The organism is Chelativorans salis (assembly GCF_025336525.1).
Taxonomy (GTDB): Bacteria; Pseudomonadota; Alphaproteobacteria; order Rhizobiales; family Rhizobiaceae; genus Chelativorans; species Chelativorans salis.
In genome coordinates this window covers 959,075-979,637 of record NZ_JAOCZP010000001.1, presented here as the reverse complement: position 1 = coordinate 979,637, position 20,563 = coordinate 959,075, and the positions used below count along the sequence as shown (strand labels likewise).

Below are 20,563 nucleotides of genomic sequence, written 5' to 3'. Positions count from 1 at the left end.
TCAGCCCTTCAGCCCCGCCAGCATGACACCGCGCACGATATACCGCTGCAGCACCAGGAACACGATGAGCGTGGGAATGGTGGCAAGTGCGGCCCCCGTCATGATCATCTCCCACTGGATCGACTGCTCGACCGCAAAGCTCGAAAGCCCCACCGGCAGCGTGTAGAGCTCGCGGCTGGTGGTGACGATCAGCGGCCAGAAGAAGGCGGTCCAGTTGCCCAGGAACGTGAAAATGGCAAGCGCCGAGATCGCCGGCGTCACCATCGGCATGGCGATCTTCCACCAGATGGTGAACTCGTTGAGCCCGTCGACGCGCGCCGCTTCCAGAAAGTCGTCCGGCACCGTCTCGAAGAACTGCTTCATCAGAAAGGTGCCGAAGGCCGTCATCATGCCGGGGAACATGATACCCCAGTAGGTGTCGAGCCATCCGAGCTGGCTCGACATGAGATACCACGGGATGACGAGCATCTCGGTCGGGATCATCAGCGTCGAAAGGATGGCGAGAAAGATGAAGTAGCGGCCGCGGAACTTAAACTTCGCCAGCGTATAGCCCACCAGGCTATCGAAGAAGACGTTGGAGAGCGTGACCGCCGCCGCCACCAGCGTCGAGTTCACGAACCAGCGCAGGAAGCGGCCGTCGGAGAGCACCTCGATATAGTTGTCGAGCGTCGGCTGCGCTGGGATGAGGCGCAGGTCGTAGACCTGCCCCGCCGACTTCAGCGAAGTCGAAAACATGTAGAGGAGCGGCGTGACCATAAGGACGCCGCCAATCAGAAGCAGCGTCCAGGTGATGATGCGGCCGGGGCGAATGTCGCGCCGGTTGGCGGCAAGCTCGGTAGTGGGGACGGCCATCGTGCTCATGCGCGGTTCCTCAGCACCCAGAGCTGCATGAGCGAGACGACGAGCAGGATGGTGAACAGCACCACCGTCTGCGCGGCTGCATAGCCCATGTCGTAGGACGAGAACGCCGTCTGGTAGATCATCAGCACCAGCGGCTTGGTCGAGTTCAACGGCCCGCCGGGGTCGTTGGTCGTCATGTTATAGACCTGATCGAAGATGCGCAGGAAGCCGATCGAGGAGAAGACGACGAGAAACACCGTTGTGGGCTTGAGGAGCGGCAGCGTGATCTTGCGCAGGATCGCCCATTCCCCTAGACCGTCGATGCGCGCTGCCTCGTAGTAGGTCGTGGGAATGGCGCGCAGGCCAGCCATGAAGATGATGATCTGAAAGCCGAGCCCCGCCCAGATGGCCGTCACCATGATGGCCGGCAGCGCCTGGTCGACCGAGCGCAGGAATGGCTGCGCGGGGAGGCCCACCGTCTGCAGAAATCCGTTGATCACGCCGATCGGCACCGGCTGGTAGAACCACCGCCACACCCAGGCCATCGCTGCAGCGGTGGTCAGGAACGGCAGGAAATAGAGCGCCCGGATGAAGCCGTGCATGAAGCGCACTCGGTCGAGATAGTAGGCGACCACGAAGGCGATCACCAGGCTCGCCGGCGTGCCGATGATGAGGTAGGCGAAGGTGTTGCGGAAGACCCGCCAGAACAGCGGGTCGGAGAAAAGCGTCTTGTAATTGTCAAGGCCGATGAAGCTCGCCGGCCTCAACAGGTCCCAGTCCGTCAGCGACAGCCAGAAGGCCTGGAATGTGGGGTAGAACCGGATGCCGGCATAAAAGATGATCGGCACAGTGAGGAAGGCCCAGGCCCACAGCACCCGCTTGGTACGGATCGATAGGCGGTCCCAAAGCCCGGCGTCAGGCGCCGGGCCTGGCTGTGTGGCGACCGATGTCATGGCCACGGCCTCTGTGGCTCTACTTGTTGTAGAACTTGTCGAGGATGGCCTGCTCTTCCTTCGCGGCCTGCGCCAGCGCCTCCGCCGGATCCTGCCCTTCGAGGAAGATGCGGTTTTCCATGTCGATCATCGCCTGGCGCTGCGCGGCTTCATCGACGAAACGCGTCGTGTGGGCGTATTCCAGTCCCTGCAGGAACGGCCCGTAGGTGGGATCGGAAAGATTCTCCTCCGTCAGCGCCACCTCCTTGCGCGCCGGTAGCTCGCCCACGGTCTCCAGCCAGATTTCCATCGCCTCCGGCGAGGAGATGTAAGCGAGGAATTTCTGCGCGGCCTCCAGCTCCTCACCCTCGGCAAGAGCGCCGATAGCATTGGCGAAATAACTCGAATAGTTGGAGCGCATGCCGTCGGCATTGGCGGGCAGTTCGGCCACGCCCCATTCGAAAGGGTTTTCGGCAAACGAGCCGAGACGGAAAGTGCCGTCGATGGTCATGGCCGCGAGCCCGGCGCGGAAGGCGGCCTGGCCTTCGTCCATGAAGCCGTTTTGGCCGACATTGAGCTCGGTCTGCAGACCGCTGTGGAACTTCAGCGCCTCAAGGCCTGCCTCGTCGTCATAGGCGACCTTCGTGCCGTCCTCCGAATAGGGCTCACCGCCGAACTGACGGACCAGCACCTCACGCCACCAATGGTGGTCTTGCCCGCCCATCTCGACGGTGATGCCCTCGGAGGTGATGTTGCCGCTGCCGTCGTGCTTGACGGTGGCCTTAGCCGCCTCGACAAGCTCATCGAGCGTCTGCGGCGGCTTGTTCGGGTCGAGCCCAGCTTCCTCGAACAGCGCCTTGTTGTAAAACAGAGCCAGCGAGCGCACGGCCGTCGGCAGGCCGTAATAGTCGCCGTCGCGCTTCATCGCCGAGACGATAGGAAAGAACTCGCTCTCGATTTCTTCGTGCGGGAAGACTTCCGGGTCGAGCGGCTGGATCAGCTCGCCGGCGACGAAGTTATCGAGCCAGCCATAGAAGAGCTGCACCACGTCCGGGCCTTGCCCGGCAACCTTCGCCGCCACGACACGCGTCTGGTAGTCGGCATAAGGAAAGGTGACGTGCTTAACGGTGATATCCGGGTTGGCTTCCTGGAAATTGGCGATGAGCTGGTCCATCGCTTTCACCCGGCTGTCGAAGACGTATTGCCAATATTCGATCTCGACCGCCTGTGCCGAACCCATGGCCAGCAAGCTGATGCCGGCAACGAGCCCGGCGAGCCTTGTCCTGCTGCGCATTACAATCCTCCTTGTGCTCGCCGTCGACTCCCATCGGCCGCGGCGGATTATTCCCCTTCGAAACGGCAGTCCGGCCGTTCCAAGCCTCAAGGTCATCGCAGCAAGCCGTGCTTGTCAATAAAATAATCTACTTGAGTTATTCTATCGGGGAAAATAGCCTGCCGGTGGAGTTGAAGCCTCGGAGAGCGTCGCATGGACATTCGGCGAAAGGGCATCCATCGCCGGCGCGGGGCGATCGGCAGCAATCCCGAGCGCAACCGTGCGCATAACCGGCGCGTGGTGCTGGAAGTGATCCGCACCAACGGCCACCTCGGCCGCGCCGAGATCGCCCGCCACGCGCACCTCACGCCGCAGGCGGTGGCCAATATCGTCCAGGAACTCACCGAGGAAGGCCTGCTGATCGAGCTGGGCCGCCTGCGCACCGGGCGCGGACAGCCGCCCATTCAGTTCGCCGTCAACCCGGACGGCCCGCTGACCGCCGGGGTCGAGGTCGCCGCCGATCATATCGTCACCGTCCTGCTAGACCTGTCGGGCGGCCTCAAGGCCCAGTCCATCAGCCCGCTGGAGCACACCGATCCGGGGCATGTCCCCGGCCGGGTCGCGCGGGAGATCGAGAGCCTGCGCGGCACGCTGGGAAGGGCGACCCAGCGCCTGCTGGGCATCGGCGTGGTGATGCCCGGTCCCTTTGAGATCGAAGGCATGAGTTCCGTCGGTCCGGCCACGCTACCCGGCTGGACCGGCGTCGACCCCCTTCCGCTGATCGCTCAGGCGACCGGTGAGCAGGTGTCCTTCGACAACGATGCCACCGCCGCCGCCGTCGGCGAGCGGCTTTACGGTGCCGGACGCCAGATCACCAATTTCTGCTACCTCTATTTCGGCGTCGGTCTCGGCCTCGGCGTTATCCAGGATGGCCGGCCGCTGCGCGGCGCTTTCGGCAATGCCGGCGAGATCGGCCACATCGGCATCGCCCCGCGCAACCGCCACGGCACCTACGGCCCCGACAGCGCGCTGGAGCGCTTCGCTTCCGTCTTCGCCCTGCGCGAGCGCCTGGCCGCGGCCGGCCACGAGGCGGCAACCATCGATGCGCTGCAAGACCTTTATGACACCCGCAACCCGGTCATGATGGACTGGATTGCCGAGGCCGCAGACTATCTCGCACCCACCGTGGCAATGCTGGAAAACATCTTCGACCCCGAGACCATCATCTTCGGCGGCGGCCTTCCCGATGCCGTGCTCGACGCGGTGATCGAAGCGCTGGAGCCGCTGCCGGTCTCCGTCGCCACGCGCAGCGCGCGCGCGCTGCCGCGCGTCATCCGCGGTCAGACCGGGCAGCTGACGGCCGCCCTCGGTGCCGCCGCCCTGCCGCTGCTCGACACCGTCTCACCGCATCTGAGCGTCGCTCAACACCCGCAACACGAGGACACGCCCCCATGCTGACCGCCCGCGAGCGCCTGCAACGACGGAAAGAGCGTCCTGCCCTGGTCGAGCTGCACCGCGCCTTGAGCCGGCTAACCTCAACGCTCACCGTCATGAATACCGGCGCCCATCCCGACGACGAGGAAAGCGGCATGCTGGCGGCATTTCGCTTCGCCTTCGGCATGCGCGTCATCGTCGCCTGCTCGACGCGCGGCGAGGGCGGTCAGAATAGACTTGGGCTGGAGCGCGCGGGCGCGCTGGGCGTCCTGCGTACCCGCGAGATGGAGGAGGCAGCACGCACGCTGGACGGCGACATCGTGTGGCTCGGCCACGGCCCGGACGACCCGGTGCACGACTTCGGCTTTTCCAAGAACGGCAAGGATACGCTTTCGCGCTGGGGGCGCGAGCGCATCGTCGAGCGCCTGGTGCGCGCCTACCGCGCCGAACGGCCCGACATCGTCATCCCCACTTTCCTCGACGTGCCCGGCCAGCATGGCCACCACCGCGCCATGACCGAAGCCGCGGAAGAAGCCGTCAAACGCGCCGCCGACCCGAATGCTTATCCGGAGCATCTGGCCGAAGGCCTCACCCCCTGGCAAGTCGGCAAATATTACCTCCCTGCCTGGTCCGGCGGCGGCGGCACCTACGATGACGAGGTCCCGCCGCCGGGTGCAACCGTCACCGTCAGCGCCCCTGGCGTCGATATGGCAACGGGTGCCGCCTATGACGAGATCGGCGAATGGTCACGCGCCTGCCACGCCTCCCAGGGCATGGGCGAGTGGCGCCCCGAGCCGCAGAGCACGTGGTCCCTGCACCTGAAGCGCGGCGGTAAGGGCACCGAGACCGACATCCGCGACCATCTGCCGGCAACGCTCACCGACCTCGCCGCCGGCCTCGGCAGGGAAACCGGAGCCGAGCTTCGCGCCGCCCGGGCCCGCATCGACGAAGCGCTTGAAGCCTTCCCGCGCCAGGCTGGGATCATCCCGGCCCTCGCCGCCGCCGCACGCCACATCGAGACTGCCCAGGCTCGCCTTTCGGAAGAGGAGAAGGAGCGCATCGGCCACCGCCTGGCCCGCAAGCTTGCCGAGATCGACGCCGCACTCGCTGTCGCGGCCGGCATAACGGCCACCGTATGGGCGGAACCCGCTGCGCTCACCCCCGGCGGCTGCGGCACCCTCCACGTGCATCTCACGCCTACCGAAGTGCCCAGCGCCGTCGACATCACCCCCGTCCTGCCGGACCACATCTCAAGCGGCACTCCGGCGCGCCAGGGTCCCGTCACCTGCTTCCCGCTGAAGGTTTCGCCGGACGCTCCGGTCGCCAATGCCTATCCGCCCGCCTTCTCCAGCCTTCTGGGAGGCGGCACGGCCCGCGTCGCGCTCACCGCCGAAATTGGCGGCCGCAACATAAAAATCTTCATGGATCCGGAGCAGCCGCTCGATATCGTGCCCGCCCACTCGCTGGTCCTGTCGCCCGATGCGCTGGTCGTCTCCACCCACGCCGCGCCGGAGCGGGCCACCATTCGCGCCCGCGTCGAAGGCGTCGAAGCCTGGCTCGATCTGGCAAGCCTCCCCGGCATCGCAGCGACGCCGACCGCCGACGGCTTGGAGATCGACATCGCCCCAAACCTTGGCCCCGGCCGCTACACCCTCCCGGCGACCGTCAACGGCGCCCAGGCCTGGCGCCAGACCCCCATCACCTATCCTCACATCGGCCGCACCCGCTTCATCGCTCCGCAGAACCTCGATGTCCTGGCGCTCGACCTGCGGCTGCCGGAAGGCGCCCGGATCGGCTACGTGGGCGGCGGCGCCGACCGCGTCGGCCTCTGGCTGAAGCGCATGGGGCTCGACGTGACCGATCTGGACGAGGCGGCCCTCCGCGGCGATCTCGGCCGCTTCACCACCATCGTCGTCGGTATCTTCGCCTTCGGACTGCGCCCCGACCTCGCAGCCGCCACGCGGCGGCTCCACGAATGGGTGGAAGGGGGCGGCCATCTCGTCACCCTCTATCACCGCCCCCGCGACGGCTGGCTGCCCGACAGAACCCCGCCGCGCCGCCTCGTCATCGGCACGCCGTCGCTACGCTGGCGCGTCACCCAGCCGGCTTCGCCCGTCGCGTTCCTCGCCCCGGATCACAGCCTGTTGCAAGGCCCCAACACCATCGATGCGGAAGATTTTGCAGGCTGGGACAAGGAGCGCGGCCTCTATTTCGCCTCCGAATGGGACGGCGCCTACACGCCGCTCCTGGCCATGCACGACGCCGGCGAGGCGCCGCTGAAGGGTTCGCTGCTGACCGCCCGCGTCGACGACGGCCAGCACACCCACACGAGCCTCGCCCTACACCACCAGCTCGACAAGCTCGTCCCCGGCGCCTTCCGCCTCATGGCCAACCTCGTGCAGCCGGTCATCTCCCCGCGCTAGAGCAATTCCAGAAAAGTGGGAACCGGCTTTCCGTTCGGAATTGCTACAAAGCAAAGGGTCGGATCGGGTCATCGATTCCGCGAAACGATGATCCGATCTTACGCGGTTTGTCAGAAGGCCAACACCAGCGTCGAAGCAATCGCCATCACCACCGACAGCCCCACCAGCGTCATGAAGGTGCGCGGCCGGTCCAGAAACACCGCATAACCCGATATCCATGCCGCCGCGGCCGCGCCGAGCGCGAAGAAGAAGGCGTCGCGCTGCCCGTAGGCCATCGCCGCGGCCATTAGCCCGCCGATGATGAGCGCGCCGAAAGCAATGATGATGGCAACGGCATATGCATCGTAGTTTTGGTTCATTTCCGGTCCTTCTCTGGCGGTATGACGTTCTTCTGCCCCACACAGTGGCTCTCCGCCATCGCCGCGCACCATAACGCCTTCCTGATGGATGCACTATGCCCACAAGGCCACAGTGCACAGCGTCGATGCGTCATCCCGACGGGCACGCGCACGAAGGCCAACGCGTTTGCCAAGCTGGCAAACCGGTGGCATGAAAGGCTCCAGGGTCTCGGCCTGTCCGGTGCCGCGCCGCTCATCGATATCTGCAACAGGGAGGAAGCGGATGCCCGAGAAATTCGCCTTTCGCATGAACCTGAACCCCGGCCAGGCCGCTGAATACAAACGCCGCCATGACGAGATCTGGCCGGAGCTGGCCGCCCTCCTGCGCGAGGCCGGCGTCTCGGACTATTCCATCTGGCTCGATGAAGAGACCCACCACCTCTTCGCCATCCTGACGCGCACCGACGGTCACACCATGGACACCCTGCCCACGAACGAGATCGTGCGCCGCTGGTGGGACCACATGGCCGACATCATGGAGACCCTGCCCGACAACGAGCCGGTTCAGGTGCCCCTCCGGAAAATGTTTCATCTGGAATAGGAAGCGACCTCACTTCGCCTGAATTCAGTACCCATCGAACGGAAAAGACATGAACAGAATAGACCTCGAAGGCCAGGTGGCCGTGGTAACGGGCGGCGCGCAAGGGATCGGCTTCGCCATCGCCAAAAGGCTGATCGATTCCGGCGCCCGCGTGAGCTTATGGGACCTGAACGCCGATCTGCTCGAAGAGGCGACGAAGGCACTGGGTCCCTCAGCATCAAGTAAGAGGGTCGACATCACAGACCTTCCGGCCCTGGAGCGTGTCCACGCCGAGGTGGAGAGAGAGGCCGGCCCGGTCTCCATCCTGGTCAATTCCGCAGGCATCGCCGGCGGCAACGCACCGCTGGAGGACTACGACCCGGATGAATGGCGCCGCGTGGTCGAGATCAACCTGAACGGCACCTTCTACGTCAACAAGGTGGTGATCCCCTCCATGAAGGCGCGCAACTACGGGCGCATCGTCAACATCTCCTCCGTCGCCGGCAAGGAAGGCAATCCCAATCTTTCCGCCTACTCGGCCGCCAAGGCCGGCGTCATCGGCCTCACCAAGTCGCTCGGCAAGGAACTTGCGAAACACGACATCGCCGTCAACGCCATCACACCGGCCACCGCCAACACCCGCATCCTCGACACGCTCACCAAGGAATTCATCAAATACATGCTGGTGCGTATTCCGCGCGGCCGCTTTCTGGAAGTGGACGAGGCCGCCGCCATGGTCGCCTGGCTGGTCTCCAAGGAAAACAGCTTCACCACCGCCTCCGTTTTCGACCTCTCCGGCGGCCGCACCACCTACTGACGCTTTCACCCCTCCTCTGTCTCGCCGCCTGTCTCAAAAAATCCCCACCAATATCATCTGTGGGAACAGGCAGACGGCATTCGCGGGGGGAGAGTGCCTAATCGATGCAAGTCAACTAAATAAACCCGGCATCAGCCAAGGAGGAGACGATGAGAAAGCTGGAAAGCCCATTTACGCCGGCGGCACGGCCGCTCATGGTGGGCGCCACCGCCATTTTACTGGCGCTCACCCCGCCCCTAATGGCAGCCGAGGCATCCGCCAGCCGGATCGAGGCCATCACACTCTCCTCCGGCGGCCTGGCTGAAATCCACCGCAGCGCGCCCGTCGACGGCTCGGACACCTTGCGCATAGACGTCCCCCTCGAGCAGGTCGACGACATCCTGAAAAGCCTCGTTGTCCGCGATCCGGCCGGTACCATCGGCGCGGTGACGCTGGATGGCCTGTCGCCGGTCGAGGAGACGTTCCGGCGCCTGCCCTTCACGCCGGAGGAGATGGGGTCGCTTCCCGATCTTGCGGCGTCCCTGCAAGGCGTTCACGTCCGCGCATCCTCGGGCGGTCGCACGGTTGAAGGCGTCGTTCTCGGCGTCGGCACCCGGCAGGCCGGGGAGGGCGACTCGTTCCGCACCGAGCGCATCCTGTCCGTCATGACCGATTCCGGCGACATCGAAGTCCTGAACCTGGGCACCGACTCCGTGCTCGACATCCTCGACGAGGCGATGCGCGAGAAGGTGCGCGAGGCTGCAAGCGTCAGCGGCCGCGGCCGCACCGACGACATCCGTTCGATCGCGATCGAGTTGTCGGGCGAGGGCGATCGCGCCGTCGGCCTCTCCTATGTCGTGCCCGCGCCCGTGTGGAAGACCGCCTACCGTTTGGTGACCGGCGGGGACGGCACCGCCCGCCTGCAGGCCTGGGCGGTGGTGGAGAACGCCACCGGCGAGGACTGGCAGGACGTCGCACTCACCCTCTCTTCTGGCGCCCCGGTCACGCTCGCTCAGCGCCTGCACCAGCGCTATTGGCACCAGAGGCCGGAGGTTCCTGTCGCGGCGGGAAGCGCCACGCCGCCGCGGCCGGACACCGCCAAGGCCATACCCATGGCCGAAGAAGACGGGGCCGCAGGCTTCGACATGCGGCAGCACGCATTGGCCGCGCCCGAAGCCGCCATGGCGCCCCAGATGCCAGCATCCGCCCCAAGAGGCCGCGCCGTGGCGCAGGAAGGCGAAACGACGGCAACTTATCGCCTGCCTTCTCTCGTCGATCTTCCCGCCGGTCAGACCCTCTCCGTGCCTTTCGTCGACGAAGAGGTGCCGGCCGAGCGGGTTTCTGTCTTCCAGCCCGAGCGAGAAGAAAGCCATCCCGTCGCTGCCCTGTTTCTGGAAAATGCCACCGCCGCTAGCCTGCCGCCCGGCCTCCTGACCGTCTATGACGACCGGGACGGCTATATCGGCGACGCTCAGCTCACCGGCCTGCCCGCCGGCGAAAGCCGTATGGCGAGCTTCGCCGCCGACCGCAAGGTGGAAGTAACCACCCAGTCGCGGCCGCAAGAGACCGTCAGCCGGATCTCTCTCGTCGACGGAACCGTGCGCGCCACCCGCCTTTCCCGCCTGGTCACCACCTATTCCGTTAAGGGCGCTGCCGACGCGCCACGCACCTTGATCATCGAGCACCCCCGCCGCAACGGCTGGCGCTTCTCCTCCGAGGCCCTGGAAAGCGCCACCCCGACCCATCACCGGCTGCGAGTGGAAATCGCCGCCGGAGGCAAGGCCGAGGTCGTCGCCACCGCCGAGCGAAGCGACACGGAAATCTTTGCCCTCCTCGATGCCGATGCCGATGCGCTGTTCGGCTGGTCGGGCGCCGCCGCCGACCCGGACACGGCATCGAAACTCGCCGATCTCGCCGAACTGAGACAACAGGCTGCCCAGGCCGCGCGCGAGGTGGACGACATCCAGCGCGACCTCAAACGCGCTGCCGACAGCCAGGCCCGCATCCGCGACAACCTCGCCGCCGTCCCCGCCGACAGCACCCTCGGCCAGCGCTACGTCTCCATGCTCGAAGAGGAGGAGAACCAGATCGCCGATCTGACGGACCGCCGGCGTGAAGCGGAAGCCAGGGCGAGGGAGCTTGAGGCGGAAGTGGCGGATTTCATCCGCAATCTGTAGGGGGCGAAGACACCAGCGCCTTCGCATGCCCCTCCTAGCAGAGGAGGCCGAGCGTCCCCCTCAAACGCGCGCGTCATCCCGGAAGCCGGAGCGTGAGCTGCGGTTGTCCGGGACCCATTCCGGAATGTGGACGAGTCACGGCATGGCTCCTCGGGTCAAGCCCGAGGATGACGAAGGGGGAGATGGCTGCGCTAATCACCAACGTTGGCGTCTTGCCGCCACTTGTCAGCTATTCGTCATCCTCGGGCTTGACCCGAGCCGCAACTGAGCCTGATGGCCTGGCGCAGCGCGGTCATCGTCAACGCTCTCATAGGCCGGCCCTACTTCGACCTCGAGCAGCCCGCGCCCCTGATGCAATGGACTGGAGAAGACAGCCAGATGCGGCTCACGAAAGCCGCGGCCTTCATGCCTAGCGAGGCACCTAAGTACTATTGCTGAAGAAAATCAGGGAGAATAGCATTCTCCTAACATCGATCAGATTTAATAAGAGAAAAAGCTTCTAGATTCACGGCGCTGTCGTGATGAGGGCTGTGTATTGGCATAAATCAAATTGCTCGGATTCAAATTCACGCCCGGGCGAGAAAGATTTGCCAATGCGGGGGGAGGCCGCTCTTTGGCTCTGAAAATCGTTCACGCTATCGAGTGTAGGGAGGAAACATGGCTATTCTAGCGAAAGGTGGCTGCCGGTGTGATGTCAATCCGGTGCGTTATGAATACAATGCCACGCCCGCCGAAGTTCACTACTGCCTTTGTACCGACTGTACCGATACTTGCGGAGGTGCGCTTGCCTTGATCGCGGTGGTGGAACGCAGCGCGTTCAGGATAACGGCAGGCGAGGAGAAAGTCCGCAATTACGACACGAAACCAACCTGTCACCGCCGTTTCTGCAAAGATTGCGGCTGCCACATGTTTCTTTATGTGGACGCCTTCCCAGATCACCTCCTTATCCACGTCCCGACGCTGGATCGCGATGCGGAGGTTGGAGCGGAGCCGGACCGTTGGGTCTTCGTCAACTCCAAGCATCCCATGCTGACAATCCCCGAGGACGGGCTGCCGCGGCATCCGGGCTGGGCGGCCAGTGGAGAGCCTGTCCAGGCAGAATGACATCTGCTGCTTCTCCTCCAGGCGCGTACGACGCAGCCCGGCAGGCCGCGAGGTCTACCGGGTTGTGCCGTCTTTCTCATAAGCGGCATCGGGGTAAAGCGTGCTCAAGAGGGGCAGGTACATCGCGCCCTTATCGAGAAGAAAACTCTCGAAGACGGACATGGCGGGAGACTTCACTCGATCCGAGCGGCTGATCGAGAACCACTGCCGCCTGATCGGCATACCAACGACGTCCAGGATGACAAGCCGCCCGGTTTCCAGTTCGGAAGCGACCGTATGTGCGGAAATGAAAGCAATGCCCAGACCCGCCATCACGGCCTGCTTTATGGTCTCGTTCGAGCCCATCTCCGTGCCAAGATTGTCGAGACGGCCTGGTATCTCGCCTAGAAAGATCTCCAACGATACACGCGTCCCCGACCCGCGTTCGCGGATGAGGAAATGCTCCTGGGCAATCCGTTTCTTGGAAATGTCGCGGAGACCAGCCAGCGGATGGTCCGGCCGCGCGACGATGACGAGAGGGTGGTCGCCGAAGACCATGGCGCGGACCGGCACATCCTTCGGCGGGCGGCCCATGAGCGCGATATCGACCGCGTGGTTCTTCAGGTTGGCAATGGTCTCCTGCCGGTTGCCCGTCGCCAAAGTCATCTCGATATCGGGAAATTCCTTCATGAAGCCGGCCATCAACTGGGGCGCGAAGTATTTCGCCGTCGATACGACGCCGAGCCTGAGGGTTCCCTTCCGAATACCCTTTATCGCGTCGACCTCGTCCTGGAGAAGGCGCAGCCGCTCGCTAATGGCCTGTGCCGCATCGATGAAGGCCAGTCCTGCGTCAGTCGGACGCATGCCATCGGCAGTCCGGTCGAAGAGCACCGTTCCGGCCTCTTCCTCCATCTGCTTGAGCTGCAGTGTGACAGCCGGCGCCGTCAGCCCTAATTCCTTGGCAGCGCTGGATATTTTCCCCGACGAGTAGATCGCCTGAAGCGCGCGGAGCTGTCTTAAAGTGACGTTGAGCATGGGTAGACATTAAAAATTCTTAGCAAGTATGTAAATACAATAAAATTTACTAAATCGCCCAGGCGGTCACTATACCCCTGCCGCCTGGGCTTCCAGGAGGGAAGGCCGGCTTGCCGGCGGGAGGAAACGATGACTGCTCCGACGCTCGAGGCATTTCTGGCATCCCACGTAGGTGAAAGAGACGACCTGCACACAGCGGTTCGTGAAACCGTCCGGCAATTGGCGCTTGCGGCGAGAACAATCCATTCCACAATCAACTACGGAACCCTCGGCGTTTCGTTCGCGGGACTGAACGGCAGAAGCAACGCCGACGGTGACTACCAGCGCAATCTCGACGTTCATACCAACGAGGTGTTCCTGGAGGCCGTGCGCCATGCACCGGTGGCCCTTTACGGGTCGGAAGAGAGCCACAGCCCTGTTCTCCTTGACGGCGGAGCCGCGCTCGCCCTTGCCATCGATCCGCTGGACGGCTCGTCCAACATCGACACCAATGTCTCGATCGGCACCATTTTCTCGATTCTGCCGGTCGTCGGCGACGCCGCCCGAACGCCGGAGGTTACGTTTCTTCAACCGGGGAGCGCGCAACTTGCGGCAGGCTTCTTCATTTACGGACCGCAACTTGCCTTCGTTTTTACCCGTGGCAGCGGCACCCACGTCTTCGTGTACTCCACACGGCTCGGAACCTTCGTTCAGGCTCACGAGAGCCGGAGCATTCCCCAAAAGACGCAGGAGTTCGCCATCAATGCCTCGAATTACCGGCATTGGGACGAAGCAGTTCGCCTCTACATCGACGATTGCCTGAAGGGCTCGGAAGGGCCGCGCGGCAAGGAATTCAACATGCGCTGGATCGCCTCGCTGGTGGCCGAGGCCTACCGCATACTGATCCGCGGCGGCGTGTTCCTCTACCCCGCCGATGCGCGCAGAGGCTATGCCCGTGGCCGGTTGCGCCTGGTCTACGAGGCCAACCCCATCGCGATGCTCATTGAGCAGGCAGGCGGCGCGGCGACCGACACCGTCGGCCGCATCCTCGATCTCACCCCCATCGACCTGCATCAACGCGTGCCGCTGGTCTTCGGTGCGGCAAAGGAGGTCGAGCAAATCGGTCGCTATCACACCGAGCCGAGCATGATCGGCGAGCGTGCGCCGCTCTTCGGTCATCGCAGCCTGTTTCGCGTTTAGGACGGAGACACTTCATGTCCGCCAGACACCCGATCATTTCCATCACCGGTTCTTCAGGGGCGGGCACGACGTCCGTCAAACGCATCTTTGAGCAGATCTTCCGCCGGGAAAAGGTCCGGGCGGCCTTCATCGAGGGCGATGCCTTTCACCGCTACGATCGTGCAGCGATGAAGATCAAGGTCGCCGAGGAGAAGGAAAAGGGGAACCCGAACTTCACGCATTTCCATGCCGAGGCAAACGAACTGGAAATACTGGAATCTGTCTTCGAAGAGTATGGCCGCAAGGGCACCGGGCGGACTCGGCACTATGTGCACGACGAGGAGGAGGCCGAACAGTACGGCGCCTCTCCCGGCACTTTCACCGAATGGGAGACGTTTCCCGAAAGTGATCTCCTCTTTTACGAGGGGCTGCATGGTTGCGCCGTCACCGAAAAGGTGAACCTCGCGCAGCATGCGGACCTGAAAATCGGCGTGGTCCCCGTCATCAATCTTGAATGGATCCAGAAGATCCATCGTGACCGTTCCACCCGTGGCTATACGACCGAAGCCATCATGGACGTCATCCTGCGCAGGATGCCGGACTATGTCCGCTACATCATCCCGCAATTCTCGCAGACCAACATCAACTTTCAGCGCGTGCCGATCGTCGACACGTCGAACCCGTTTATCGCCCGGTGGATCCCGACCTCGGATGAATCGATGCTCGTCATCCGCTTTGCCAACCCGCGCGGCATCGATTTTCCGTACCTCTTATCGATGATCCACAACTCCTTCATGTCGCGGGCGAATTCCATCGTCGTGCCGGGCAACAAGCTCGATCTCGCGATGCAACTCATTCTCACGCCGCTGATCCTTCAGCTGATCGAGCGCAAGCGCCGCATGTCATGAGGAGGATGCCATGAATATTCAAGAGTCTGTGAGACCAATGACGCGTGAGGACGTTGCGTCTGAACGGCAAATGGCGAATGCCATCCGTGCGCTGGCTATGGACGCCGTCCAGAAGGCCAAGTCGGGCCACCCCGGCATGCCGATGGGCATGGCCGACGCGGCGACCGTTCTGTTCAACCGCTTCATCAAGCTCGATCCGTCGATGCCGAACTGGCCGGACCGCGACCGCTTCGTGCTGTCAGCCGGGCACGGCTCGATGCTGCAATATGCGCTGCATCATCTCCTTGGCTACGAAGACATGCCGATTGAAGAATTGAAGCGGTTCCGGCGGTTGGGCAGCCGGACGGCGGGGCACCCTGAATACGGACATGCGTCCGGCATCGAAACGACGACCGGGCCCTTAGGGCAGGGCATCGCGACGGCGGTGGGCATGGCGCTCGCCGAGCGCATGATGGCCGCCCGTTTCGGCGCCGAACTGGTCGATCATTTCACCTATGTTATCGCTGGCGACGGCTGCCTGCAGGAAGGCATCAGCCATGAGGCGGTGGACCTTGCCGGCCATCTGAAGCTATCGCGCCTGATCGTGCTGTGGGACGACAACGCGATCTCGATCGACGGGCCGACGTCGCTGTCAACCTCGATGGATCAGCTCGAGCGTTTCGAGGCGGCCGGCTGGGAGACGTGCAGCATCGATGGCCACGACCTCGAAATGGTTGCCGCCGCCATCCTGCGGGCCCAGCAGTCGAAAAGGCCCTCTTTCATTGCCTGCAGAACCAAGATTGGCAAGGGTGCGCCCAATCTCGAAGGTTCCGAAAAGACGCATGGCGCTCCGCTCGGAGAGGATGAGATCGCCGCCACGCGTGCCAATATCGGCTGGGTATTTCCACCCTTCACCGTCCCTCAGACGGTGAAGTCCAGTTGGGAGGAAGTGGCGGCGCGGGGCGCGCGAGCCCGGCGTGAGTGGCAGGCGCGGCTTGAGGCCTATCCCCGCCGTGCCGCCTTTGAAGAGGCGATGGCCGGCTCGCTGCCAGAAACGGTTTTCGAGGCACTGGCGGATTTCCGGATGACGCATGGCGAGCAGGCGACGAAGGTCGCCACGCGCAAGGCATCCGAGATGGCGCTGGAAGTCATCAATGCTGCGACGGACATTACCGTCGGCGGCTCGGCCGATCTTACCCACTCCAATCTGACGATCACCAAGACCTTGAGACCGGTCTCGGCTGGTGACTACAGTGGCCGCTACATTCATTTCGGCATACGCGAGCACGGCATGGCGGCGGCGATGAACGGCATCGCGCTGCATGGTGGAGCGGTTCCTTATGGCGGCACGTTTCTGGTCTTCTCGGACTACGCACGCGGCGCTATGCGGCTTTCCGCGCTCATGGGACAGCGTGTCATCTATGTGATGACGCATGATTCCATTGGCCTTGGCGAGGATGGGCCGACGCATCAGCCGGTCGAGCATCTCGCCATGTTGCGGGCGACGCCCAATATCAACGTCTTCCGCCCTGCCGATATCATCGAAACGGCCGAATGCTGGGAGCTGGCCTTGAAGGCAACCGACCGGCCGAGCGTGCTCGCACTTTCGCGCCAGGCGTTGCCGATGGTGCGCGAGGCGCACGGTGAGGAGAACCACTCGGCGCGCGGTGCATATGTGCTGCGCGAGACGAATGGTCCGCGCGACGTTACGTTGATCGCCACTGGTTCGGAGGTGGAGATCGCCAGGGATGCCGCCGACATGCTCCTCGAGCGCCACAGCGTTCGTGCGGCACTCGTCTCCATGCCGTGCTGGGAACTTTTTGAGGAACAGGACGACGCTTACCGGGACACCGTTTTAGGGTCAGGTCCGCGCATCGCCGTCGAGGCGGCGGCACGCATGGGCTGGGACCGCTGGATTGGCGAAAACGGCCGCTTTGTCGGCATGAACGGTTTCGGGGCCAGTGCGCCTGCTGCCGAACTCTACAGATATTTCGGCATCACACCGGATGCCGTGACCGATGCGGCGCTCGCGCTGCTGGAAGAGGGTGCGTGATGAAGCATGCTCAGCCCGCTCCCGCCGACATTGCAGGCCTAACCGTCCTTGTTCGCGCTGTCCTCGACTGCTCGAACAAGGACGGACTGGCCGGACTGCTCAGCGGTCTGGCGGACTGCAACGCCCGTGTCGTGGTGATGTCCGCCATCGGCGCGCCGGGCGGCGAGTTCAACCCGACGCTGAGCCTTAAGCGTTTCGTCTCGCCGCTTGCTCAGGCGACGGGCAAGTCGGTCCACTTCGTCCCCGATTGCGTTGGAGCGGTCGCCGAGATCGGTGTCGGCATGGCGCCCTTCGGCGATCTGGTGCTGCTTGAAAACCTAGCGTTCCACAAGGGTGAAACGAGCGGCGACCGAACCTTTGCGATACGCCTGTCCGTGCTCGGCGACATCTATCTCGACGCAACCGAAGACATGCTCGACGACGTGTCGGCATCAGTCTCAGTGCTGCCGTCGCTCATGCCCGGCCTAGCTGGTGTGCCCGTTTCCCGTCAGCCACAGAAGGAGGTCTGAGATGGCCCGTATTACCTTGCGACAGTTGCTCGACCACGCTGCCGAACATGGCTACGGCGTCCCGGCCTTCAACATCAACAACATGGAACAGGGCCTGGCGATTATGGAGGCGGCGAAGGCGTGCGAGGCTCCCGTCATCCTGCAGGCTTCGCGGGGAGCGCGCTCCTATGCCGGCGACGTCATGCTGGCACGAATGATCGATGCCTTGGTCGAGATGTATCCCGAGCTCCCCGTCTGCCTGCATCTGGATCATGGCAACAGCGAAGCCACCTGCGTAACCGCCATCCGCCATGGCTTTACCTCGGTGATGATGGACGGTTCGCTGGAAGCCGATGCCAAGACGCCGGCGAGCTACGAATACAATGTCGACATCACCGCGCGTGTCGCTCGGATCGCGCATTGGGCTGGCGTTTCGGTGGAAGGCGAGCTCGGCGTCCTCGGTTCGCTGGAAACCGGTGAAGCGGAGGCCGAGGATGGCCATGGCGCGGCCGGCAAGCTCTCCCACGATCAGATGCTCACCGATCCGGATCAGGCGGTCGATTTCGTCACGAGGACCGGGGTCGATGCCCTGGCGATCGCTTGCGGCACATCGCACGGCGCCTACAAGTTCACGCGCAAGCCGGACGGCGACATCCTGGCGATGCGCGTGATCGAGGAGATTCATACCAAGCTGCCGAACACGCATCTCGTCATGCACGGATCGTCTTCGGTGCCGCAGGACCTGCAGGACATCATAAACGAGTTCGGCGGGGAGATGCCGCAGACGTGGGGTGTACCGGCCGAGGAGATCGAGCGCGGCATCCGCCATGGGGTGCGCAAGGTCAATATCGACACGGACTGCCGCATGGCGATGACCGGACAGTTCCGCCGCATCGCCGCACAGAACCCCGCAGAGTTCGACCCGCGCAAGTTCCTCAAACCTGCCATGGAAGCGCTCACCGCGCTCTGCCGCGACCGTTGCGAGCGCTTCGGCACGGCGGGTCAGGCCGGGAAGATCAGGGTTATCGCCGTCGACGAAATGGCCAAGCGCTACGCCGCGGGGTCGCTCGATCCTCACATTCGCACAGCCAGGGCCGCGTGAGAGCGGTTCAAACGGAAGGACGAAAGGAGCTCGTCATGACACAGCAATCGGAAACAGTGACCGGCAAGGACCGCTACAAGGCCGGCGTCATGCAATACCGCAAGATGGGCTATTGGGAGCCCGACTACGAGCCGAAGGACACAGATGTCATCGCGCTCTTCCGTATCACGCCGCAGGATGGCGTAGATCCGATCGAGGCGGCGGCAGCCGTGGCCGGCGAAAGCTCGACGGCCACCTGGACGGTGGTGTGGACCGACCGTCTGACGGCCTGCGAGAAGTACCGAGCGAAGGCCTATCGCGTCGATCCGGTTCCCAACGCGGAAGGCCAGTACTTCGCGTACATCGCCTACGATCTCGACCTTTTCGAGCCTGGGTCCATCGCCAATCTGACGGCTTCGATCATCGGCAATGTCTTCGGCTTCAAGCCGCTCAAGGGGCTCAGGCTCGAGGACATGCGCTTTCCGGTCGCCTACGTGAAGACATTCCAGGGGCCGGCGACGGGCATCGTGGTGGAGCGCGAGCGGCTAGACAAGTTCGGCCGGCCGCTGCTCGGCGCCACGGTGAAACCCAAGCTCGGGCTTTCCGGGCGCAACTACGGGCGCGTCGTCTACGAGGCGCTGAAGGGCGGTCTCGACTTCACCAAGGACGACGAGAACATCAACTCCCAGCCCTTCATGCACTGGAGGGACCGCTTCCTCTACTGCATGGAGGCCGTCAACAAGGCGCAGGCCGAAACCGGCGAGGTGAAGGGCACCTATCTCAACGTCACCGCCGCGACCATGGAGGACATGTATGAACGCGCGGAGCTTGCCAAGGAGTTGGGCTCCTGCATCGTGATGATCGATCTGGTCATCGGCTACACGGCGATCCAGTCAATGGCGAAGTGGGCACGCAAGAACGACATGATCCTGCACTTGCACCGCGCCGGCCACTCCACCTACACGCGGCAGAAGAACCACGGCGTCTCGTTCCGCGTCATCGCCAAATGGATGCGCCTTGCAGGTGTCGACCACATCCATGCCGGCACTGTCGTCGGCAAGTTGGAGGGCGATCCGGCGACGACGAAGGGCTACTACGATATCTGCCGTGAGGAGTTCAATCCCATGCGGCTCGAAAACGGCCTCTTCTTCGATCAGGACTGGGCATCCCTCAACAAGATGATGCCTGTCGCCTCCGGCGGCATCCATGCCGGGCAGATGCACCAGCTTCTCGACCTTCTCGGCGAGGATGTCGTGTTGCAGTTCGGCGGCGGAACGATCGGCCATCCGATGGGTATCGCCGCCGGCGCCATGGCGAACCGCGTGGCGCTCGAGGCCATGGTGCTCGCCCGCAACGAGGGCAGGGACATCGTTCACGAAGGGCCGGATATCCTTCATGCGGCGGCGAAGCACTGCCAGCCGCTGCAGCAGGCGCTCGATACCTGGAAGGACGTCACATTCAACTACGCATCAACCGACGCGCCGGACTTCGTTCCGACCGCGACAGCGGCCGAATAAGGAGATTGACCATGCGTATTACCCAAGGAGCCTTTTCCTTCCTGCCGGACCTGACGGACGATCAGATCAGGGCGCAGGTGCAGTACTGCATCGACAATGGCTGGGCCGTCAGCCTTGAGTTCACGGACGACCCGCACCCGCGCAACACCTACTGGGACATGTGGGGGCATCCGATGTTCGACAATCCGGACGCGGCGGCGCTGATGATGGAGCTCAATGAGTGCCGCAAGGTCTACGGCGACCGCTATATCCGCTTCGTCGCCTTCGACGCGACCCATGGCTGGGAGTCGGTGAAACTGTCGTTCCTGGTCAACCGGCCCGCCGATGAGCCAGGATACCGACTGGAGCGCCAGGAGGTGAACGGCCGCTCGATTCGCTACACGACGAAGCCCTACGCGGCGGACAGGCCGGCAGGCAATCGCTACGCCTGACTGCCCCGGGCCGGCGCCTCTCCCTACGCCGGCCCAC

General features: G+C 63.7%; 18 protein-coding genes and 1 pseudogene. 14 read left to right on the top strand and 5 right to left on the bottom strand.

Features of this window, described 5'->3' with window-relative positions; all coding sequences use genetic code 11:
• The 3 genes from N5A92_RS04635 to N5A92_RS04625 are packed head-to-tail and all read right to left on the bottom strand — an operon-like array spanning window position 1 to window position 3,066.
• Window positions 1–852 (bottom strand): carbohydrate ABC transporter permease, encoded by an 852-nt coding sequence (locus tag N5A92_RS04635; RefSeq protein ID WP_260901002.1) that lies wholly within the window; start codon window positions 850–852, stop codon window positions 1–3.
• A 5-nt stretch (window positions 853–857) separates the two neighbouring features.
• Entirely contained in the window at window positions 858–1,793 is a 936-nt protein-coding gene (locus N5A92_RS04630; RefSeq protein WP_260900698.1) for a carbohydrate ABC transporter permease, read from the bottom strand.
• A gap of 19 nt (window positions 1,794–1,812) precedes the next feature.
• Window positions 1,813–3,066 carry an extracellular solute-binding protein gene (locus tag N5A92_RS04625; protein WP_260900697.1) on the bottom strand — a complete coding sequence of 418 codons (1,254 nt, stop codon included), beginning with the start codon at window positions 3,064–3,066 and terminating at the stop codon, window positions 1,813–1,815.
• 192 nt (window positions 3,067–3,258) lie between these two features.
• Between N5A92_RS04625 and N5A92_RS04620 the strand changes: the two genes are divergently transcribed.
• Both N5A92_RS04620 and N5A92_RS04615 read left to right on the top strand, forming a co-directional pair.
• Window positions 3,259–4,503, top strand: a complete 1,245-nt coding sequence (locus N5A92_RS04620; protein ID WP_260900695.1) for an ROK family transcriptional regulator — start codon at window positions 3,259–3,261, stop codon at window positions 4,501–4,503.
• Complete coding sequence (locus N5A92_RS04615; protein ID WP_260900694.1) at window positions 4,497–6,902, top strand: PIG-L family deacetylase; 2,406 nt, start codon at window positions 4,497–4,499, stop codon at window positions 6,900–6,902. Before N5A92_RS04620 ends, N5A92_RS04615 begins: the two co-directional genes overlap by 7 nt.
• A 110-nt stretch (window positions 6,903–7,012) precedes the next feature.
• On the opposite strand, the gene N5A92_RS04610 is transcribed toward N5A92_RS04615, so the two are convergent.
• A complete protein-coding gene (locus tag N5A92_RS04610) occupies window positions 7,013–7,333 on the bottom strand; it encodes a hypothetical protein (protein WP_260900693.1) in 321 nt (106 codons plus the stop codon).
• Between the two features lie 190 nt (window positions 7,334–7,523).
• Here N5A92_RS04610 and rhaM point away from each other — a divergent pair, with 190 nt between their 5' ends.
• From rhaM to N5A92_RS04585, 5 genes and pseudogenes are all read left to right on the top strand, one after another.
• Window positions 7,524–7,841 (top strand): L-rhamnose mutarotase, encoded by a 318-nt coding sequence (gene rhaM / locus N5A92_RS04605; RefSeq protein ID WP_260900691.1) that lies wholly within the window; start codon window positions 7,524–7,526, stop codon window positions 7,839–7,841.
• 49 nt (window positions 7,842–7,890) lie between these two features.
• The gene (locus N5A92_RS04600) at window positions 7,891–8,637 is read left to right on the top strand and encodes an SDR family NAD(P)-dependent oxidoreductase (RefSeq protein WP_260900689.1); all 747 of its coding nucleotides are present in this window, start codon (window positions 7,891–7,893) and stop codon (window positions 8,635–8,637) included.
• Between the two features lie 149 nt (window positions 8,638–8,786).
• Window positions 8,787–10,793, top strand: a complete 2,007-nt coding sequence (locus N5A92_RS04595; RefSeq protein WP_260900688.1) for a DUF4139 domain-containing protein — start codon at window positions 8,787–8,789, stop codon at window positions 10,791–10,793.
• A 255-nt stretch (window positions 10,794–11,048) separates the two neighbouring features.
• Window positions 11,049–11,231, top strand: a pseudogene (locus N5A92_RS04590) (hypothetical protein); the annotation flags it as partial.
• A gap of 219 nt (window positions 11,232–11,450) precedes the next feature.
• On the top strand, window positions 11,451–11,897 hold the full coding sequence (locus tag N5A92_RS04585; protein ID WP_260900687.1) for a GFA family protein: 447 nt from the start codon (window positions 11,451–11,453) through the stop codon (window positions 11,895–11,897).
• A 54-nt stretch (window positions 11,898–11,951) separates the two neighbouring features.
• Here N5A92_RS04585 and N5A92_RS04580 read toward each other — a convergent pair whose 3' ends face one another.
• A complete protein-coding gene (locus N5A92_RS04580; protein ID WP_260900686.1) occupies window positions 11,952–12,911 on the bottom strand; it encodes a LysR family transcriptional regulator in 960 nt (319 codons plus the stop codon).
• A 129-nt stretch (window positions 12,912–13,040) separates the two neighbouring features.
• Here N5A92_RS04580 and N5A92_RS04575 point away from each other — a divergent pair, with 129 nt between their 5' ends.
• The 7 genes from N5A92_RS04575 to N5A92_RS04545 are packed head-to-tail and all read left to right on the top strand — an operon-like array spanning window position 13,041 to window position 20,526.
• Complete coding sequence (locus N5A92_RS04575) at window positions 13,041–14,090, top strand: class 1 fructose-bisphosphatase (protein WP_260900685.1); 1,050 nt, start codon at window positions 13,041–13,043, stop codon at window positions 14,088–14,090.
• A 14-nt stretch (window positions 14,091–14,104) separates the two neighbouring features.
• On the top strand, window positions 14,105–14,977 hold the full coding sequence (locus tag N5A92_RS04570) for a phosphoribulokinase (protein ID WP_260900684.1): 873 nt from the start codon (window positions 14,105–14,107) through the stop codon (window positions 14,975–14,977).
• 10 nt (window positions 14,978–14,987) lie between these two features.
• Window positions 14,988–17,009, top strand: coding sequence for a transketolase (gene tkt, locus N5A92_RS04565; protein ID WP_260900683.1), 2,022 nt, complete (start codon window positions 14,988–14,990; stop codon window positions 17,007–17,009).
• The gene (gene pgk / locus N5A92_RS04560) at window positions 17,009–17,518 is read left to right on the top strand and encodes a phosphoglycerate kinase (RefSeq protein WP_260900681.1); all 510 of its coding nucleotides are present in this window, start codon (window positions 17,009–17,011) and stop codon (window positions 17,516–17,518) included. The genes tkt and pgk overlap by 1 nt, the downstream gene beginning before the upstream one ends.
• Before the next feature lies 1 nt (window position 17,519).
• The gene (fba, locus tag N5A92_RS04555) at window positions 17,520–18,599 is read left to right on the top strand and encodes a class II fructose-bisphosphate aldolase (protein ID WP_260900680.1); all 1,080 of its coding nucleotides are present in this window, start codon (window positions 17,520–17,522) and stop codon (window positions 18,597–18,599) included.
• A gap of 35 nt (window positions 18,600–18,634) precedes the next feature.
• A complete protein-coding gene (locus N5A92_RS04550; RefSeq protein WP_260900679.1) occupies window positions 18,635–20,095 on the top strand; it encodes a form I ribulose bisphosphate carboxylase large subunit in 1,461 nt (486 codons plus the stop codon).
• 11 nt (window positions 20,096–20,106) lie between these two features.
• Window positions 20,107–20,526 carry a ribulose bisphosphate carboxylase small subunit gene (locus N5A92_RS04545; protein ID WP_260900678.1) on the top strand — a complete coding sequence of 140 codons (420 nt, stop codon included), beginning with the start codon at window positions 20,107–20,109 and terminating at the stop codon, window positions 20,524–20,526.
• Window positions 20,527–20,563: the final 37 nt, after the last annotated feature.

Excerpts from the sequence above, each read along its gene's own strand:
- N5A92_RS04635 (WP_260901002.1), bottom strand. The coding sequence starts at position 852 with ATGGCCGTCCCCACTACCGAGCTTGCCGCCAACCGGCGCGACATTCGC.
- N5A92_RS04630 (WP_260900698.1), bottom strand. The coding sequence starts at position 1,793 with ATGACATCGGTCGCCACACAGCCAGGCCCGGCGCCTGACGCCGGGCTT.
- N5A92_RS04625 (WP_260900697.1), bottom strand. The coding sequence starts at position 3,066 with ATGCGCAGCAGGACAAGGCTCGCCGGGCTCGTTGCCGGCATCAGCTTG.
- N5A92_RS04620 (WP_260900695.1), top strand. The coding sequence starts at position 3,259 with ATGGACATTCGGCGAAAGGGCATCCATCGCCGGCGCGGGGCGATCGGC.
- N5A92_RS04615 (WP_260900694.1), top strand. The coding sequence starts at position 4,497 with ATGCTGACCGCCCGCGAGCGCCTGCAACGACGGAAAGAGCGTCCTGCC.
- N5A92_RS04610 (WP_260900693.1), bottom strand. The coding sequence starts at position 7,333 with ATGGTGCGCGGCGATGGCGGAGAGCCACTGTGTGGGGCAGAAGAACGT.
- rhaM (WP_260900691.1), top strand. The coding sequence starts at position 7,524 with ATGCCCGAGAAATTCGCCTTTCGCATGAACCTGAACCCCGGCCAGGCC.
- N5A92_RS04600 (WP_260900689.1), top strand. The coding sequence starts at position 7,891 with ATGAACAGAATAGACCTCGAAGGCCAGGTGGCCGTGGTAACGGGCGGC.
- N5A92_RS04595 (WP_260900688.1), top strand. The coding sequence starts at position 8,787 with ATGAGAAAGCTGGAAAGCCCATTTACGCCGGCGGCACGGCCGCTCATG.
- N5A92_RS04585 (WP_260900687.1), top strand. The coding sequence starts at position 11,451 with ATGGCTATTCTAGCGAAAGGTGGCTGCCGGTGTGATGTCAATCCGGTG.
- N5A92_RS04580 (WP_260900686.1), bottom strand. The coding sequence starts at position 12,911 with ATGCTCAACGTCACTTTAAGACAGCTCCGCGCGCTTCAGGCGATCTAC.
- N5A92_RS04575 (WP_260900685.1), top strand. The coding sequence starts at position 13,041 with ATGACTGCTCCGACGCTCGAGGCATTTCTGGCATCCCACGTAGGTGAA.
- N5A92_RS04570 (WP_260900684.1), top strand. The coding sequence starts at position 14,105 with ATGTCCGCCAGACACCCGATCATTTCCATCACCGGTTCTTCAGGGGCG.
- tkt (WP_260900683.1), top strand. The coding sequence starts at position 14,988 with ATGAATATTCAAGAGTCTGTGAGACCAATGACGCGTGAGGACGTTGCG.
- pgk (WP_260900681.1), top strand. The coding sequence starts at position 17,009 with ATGAAGCATGCTCAGCCCGCTCCCGCCGACATTGCAGGCCTAACCGTC.
- fba (WP_260900680.1), top strand. The coding sequence starts at position 17,520 with ATGGCCCGTATTACCTTGCGACAGTTGCTCGACCACGCTGCCGAACAT.
- N5A92_RS04550 (WP_260900679.1), top strand. The coding sequence starts at position 18,635 with ATGACACAGCAATCGGAAACAGTGACCGGCAAGGACCGCTACAAGGCC.
- N5A92_RS04545 (WP_260900678.1), top strand. The coding sequence starts at position 20,107 with ATGCGTATTACCCAAGGAGCCTTTTCCTTCCTGCCGGACCTGACGGAC.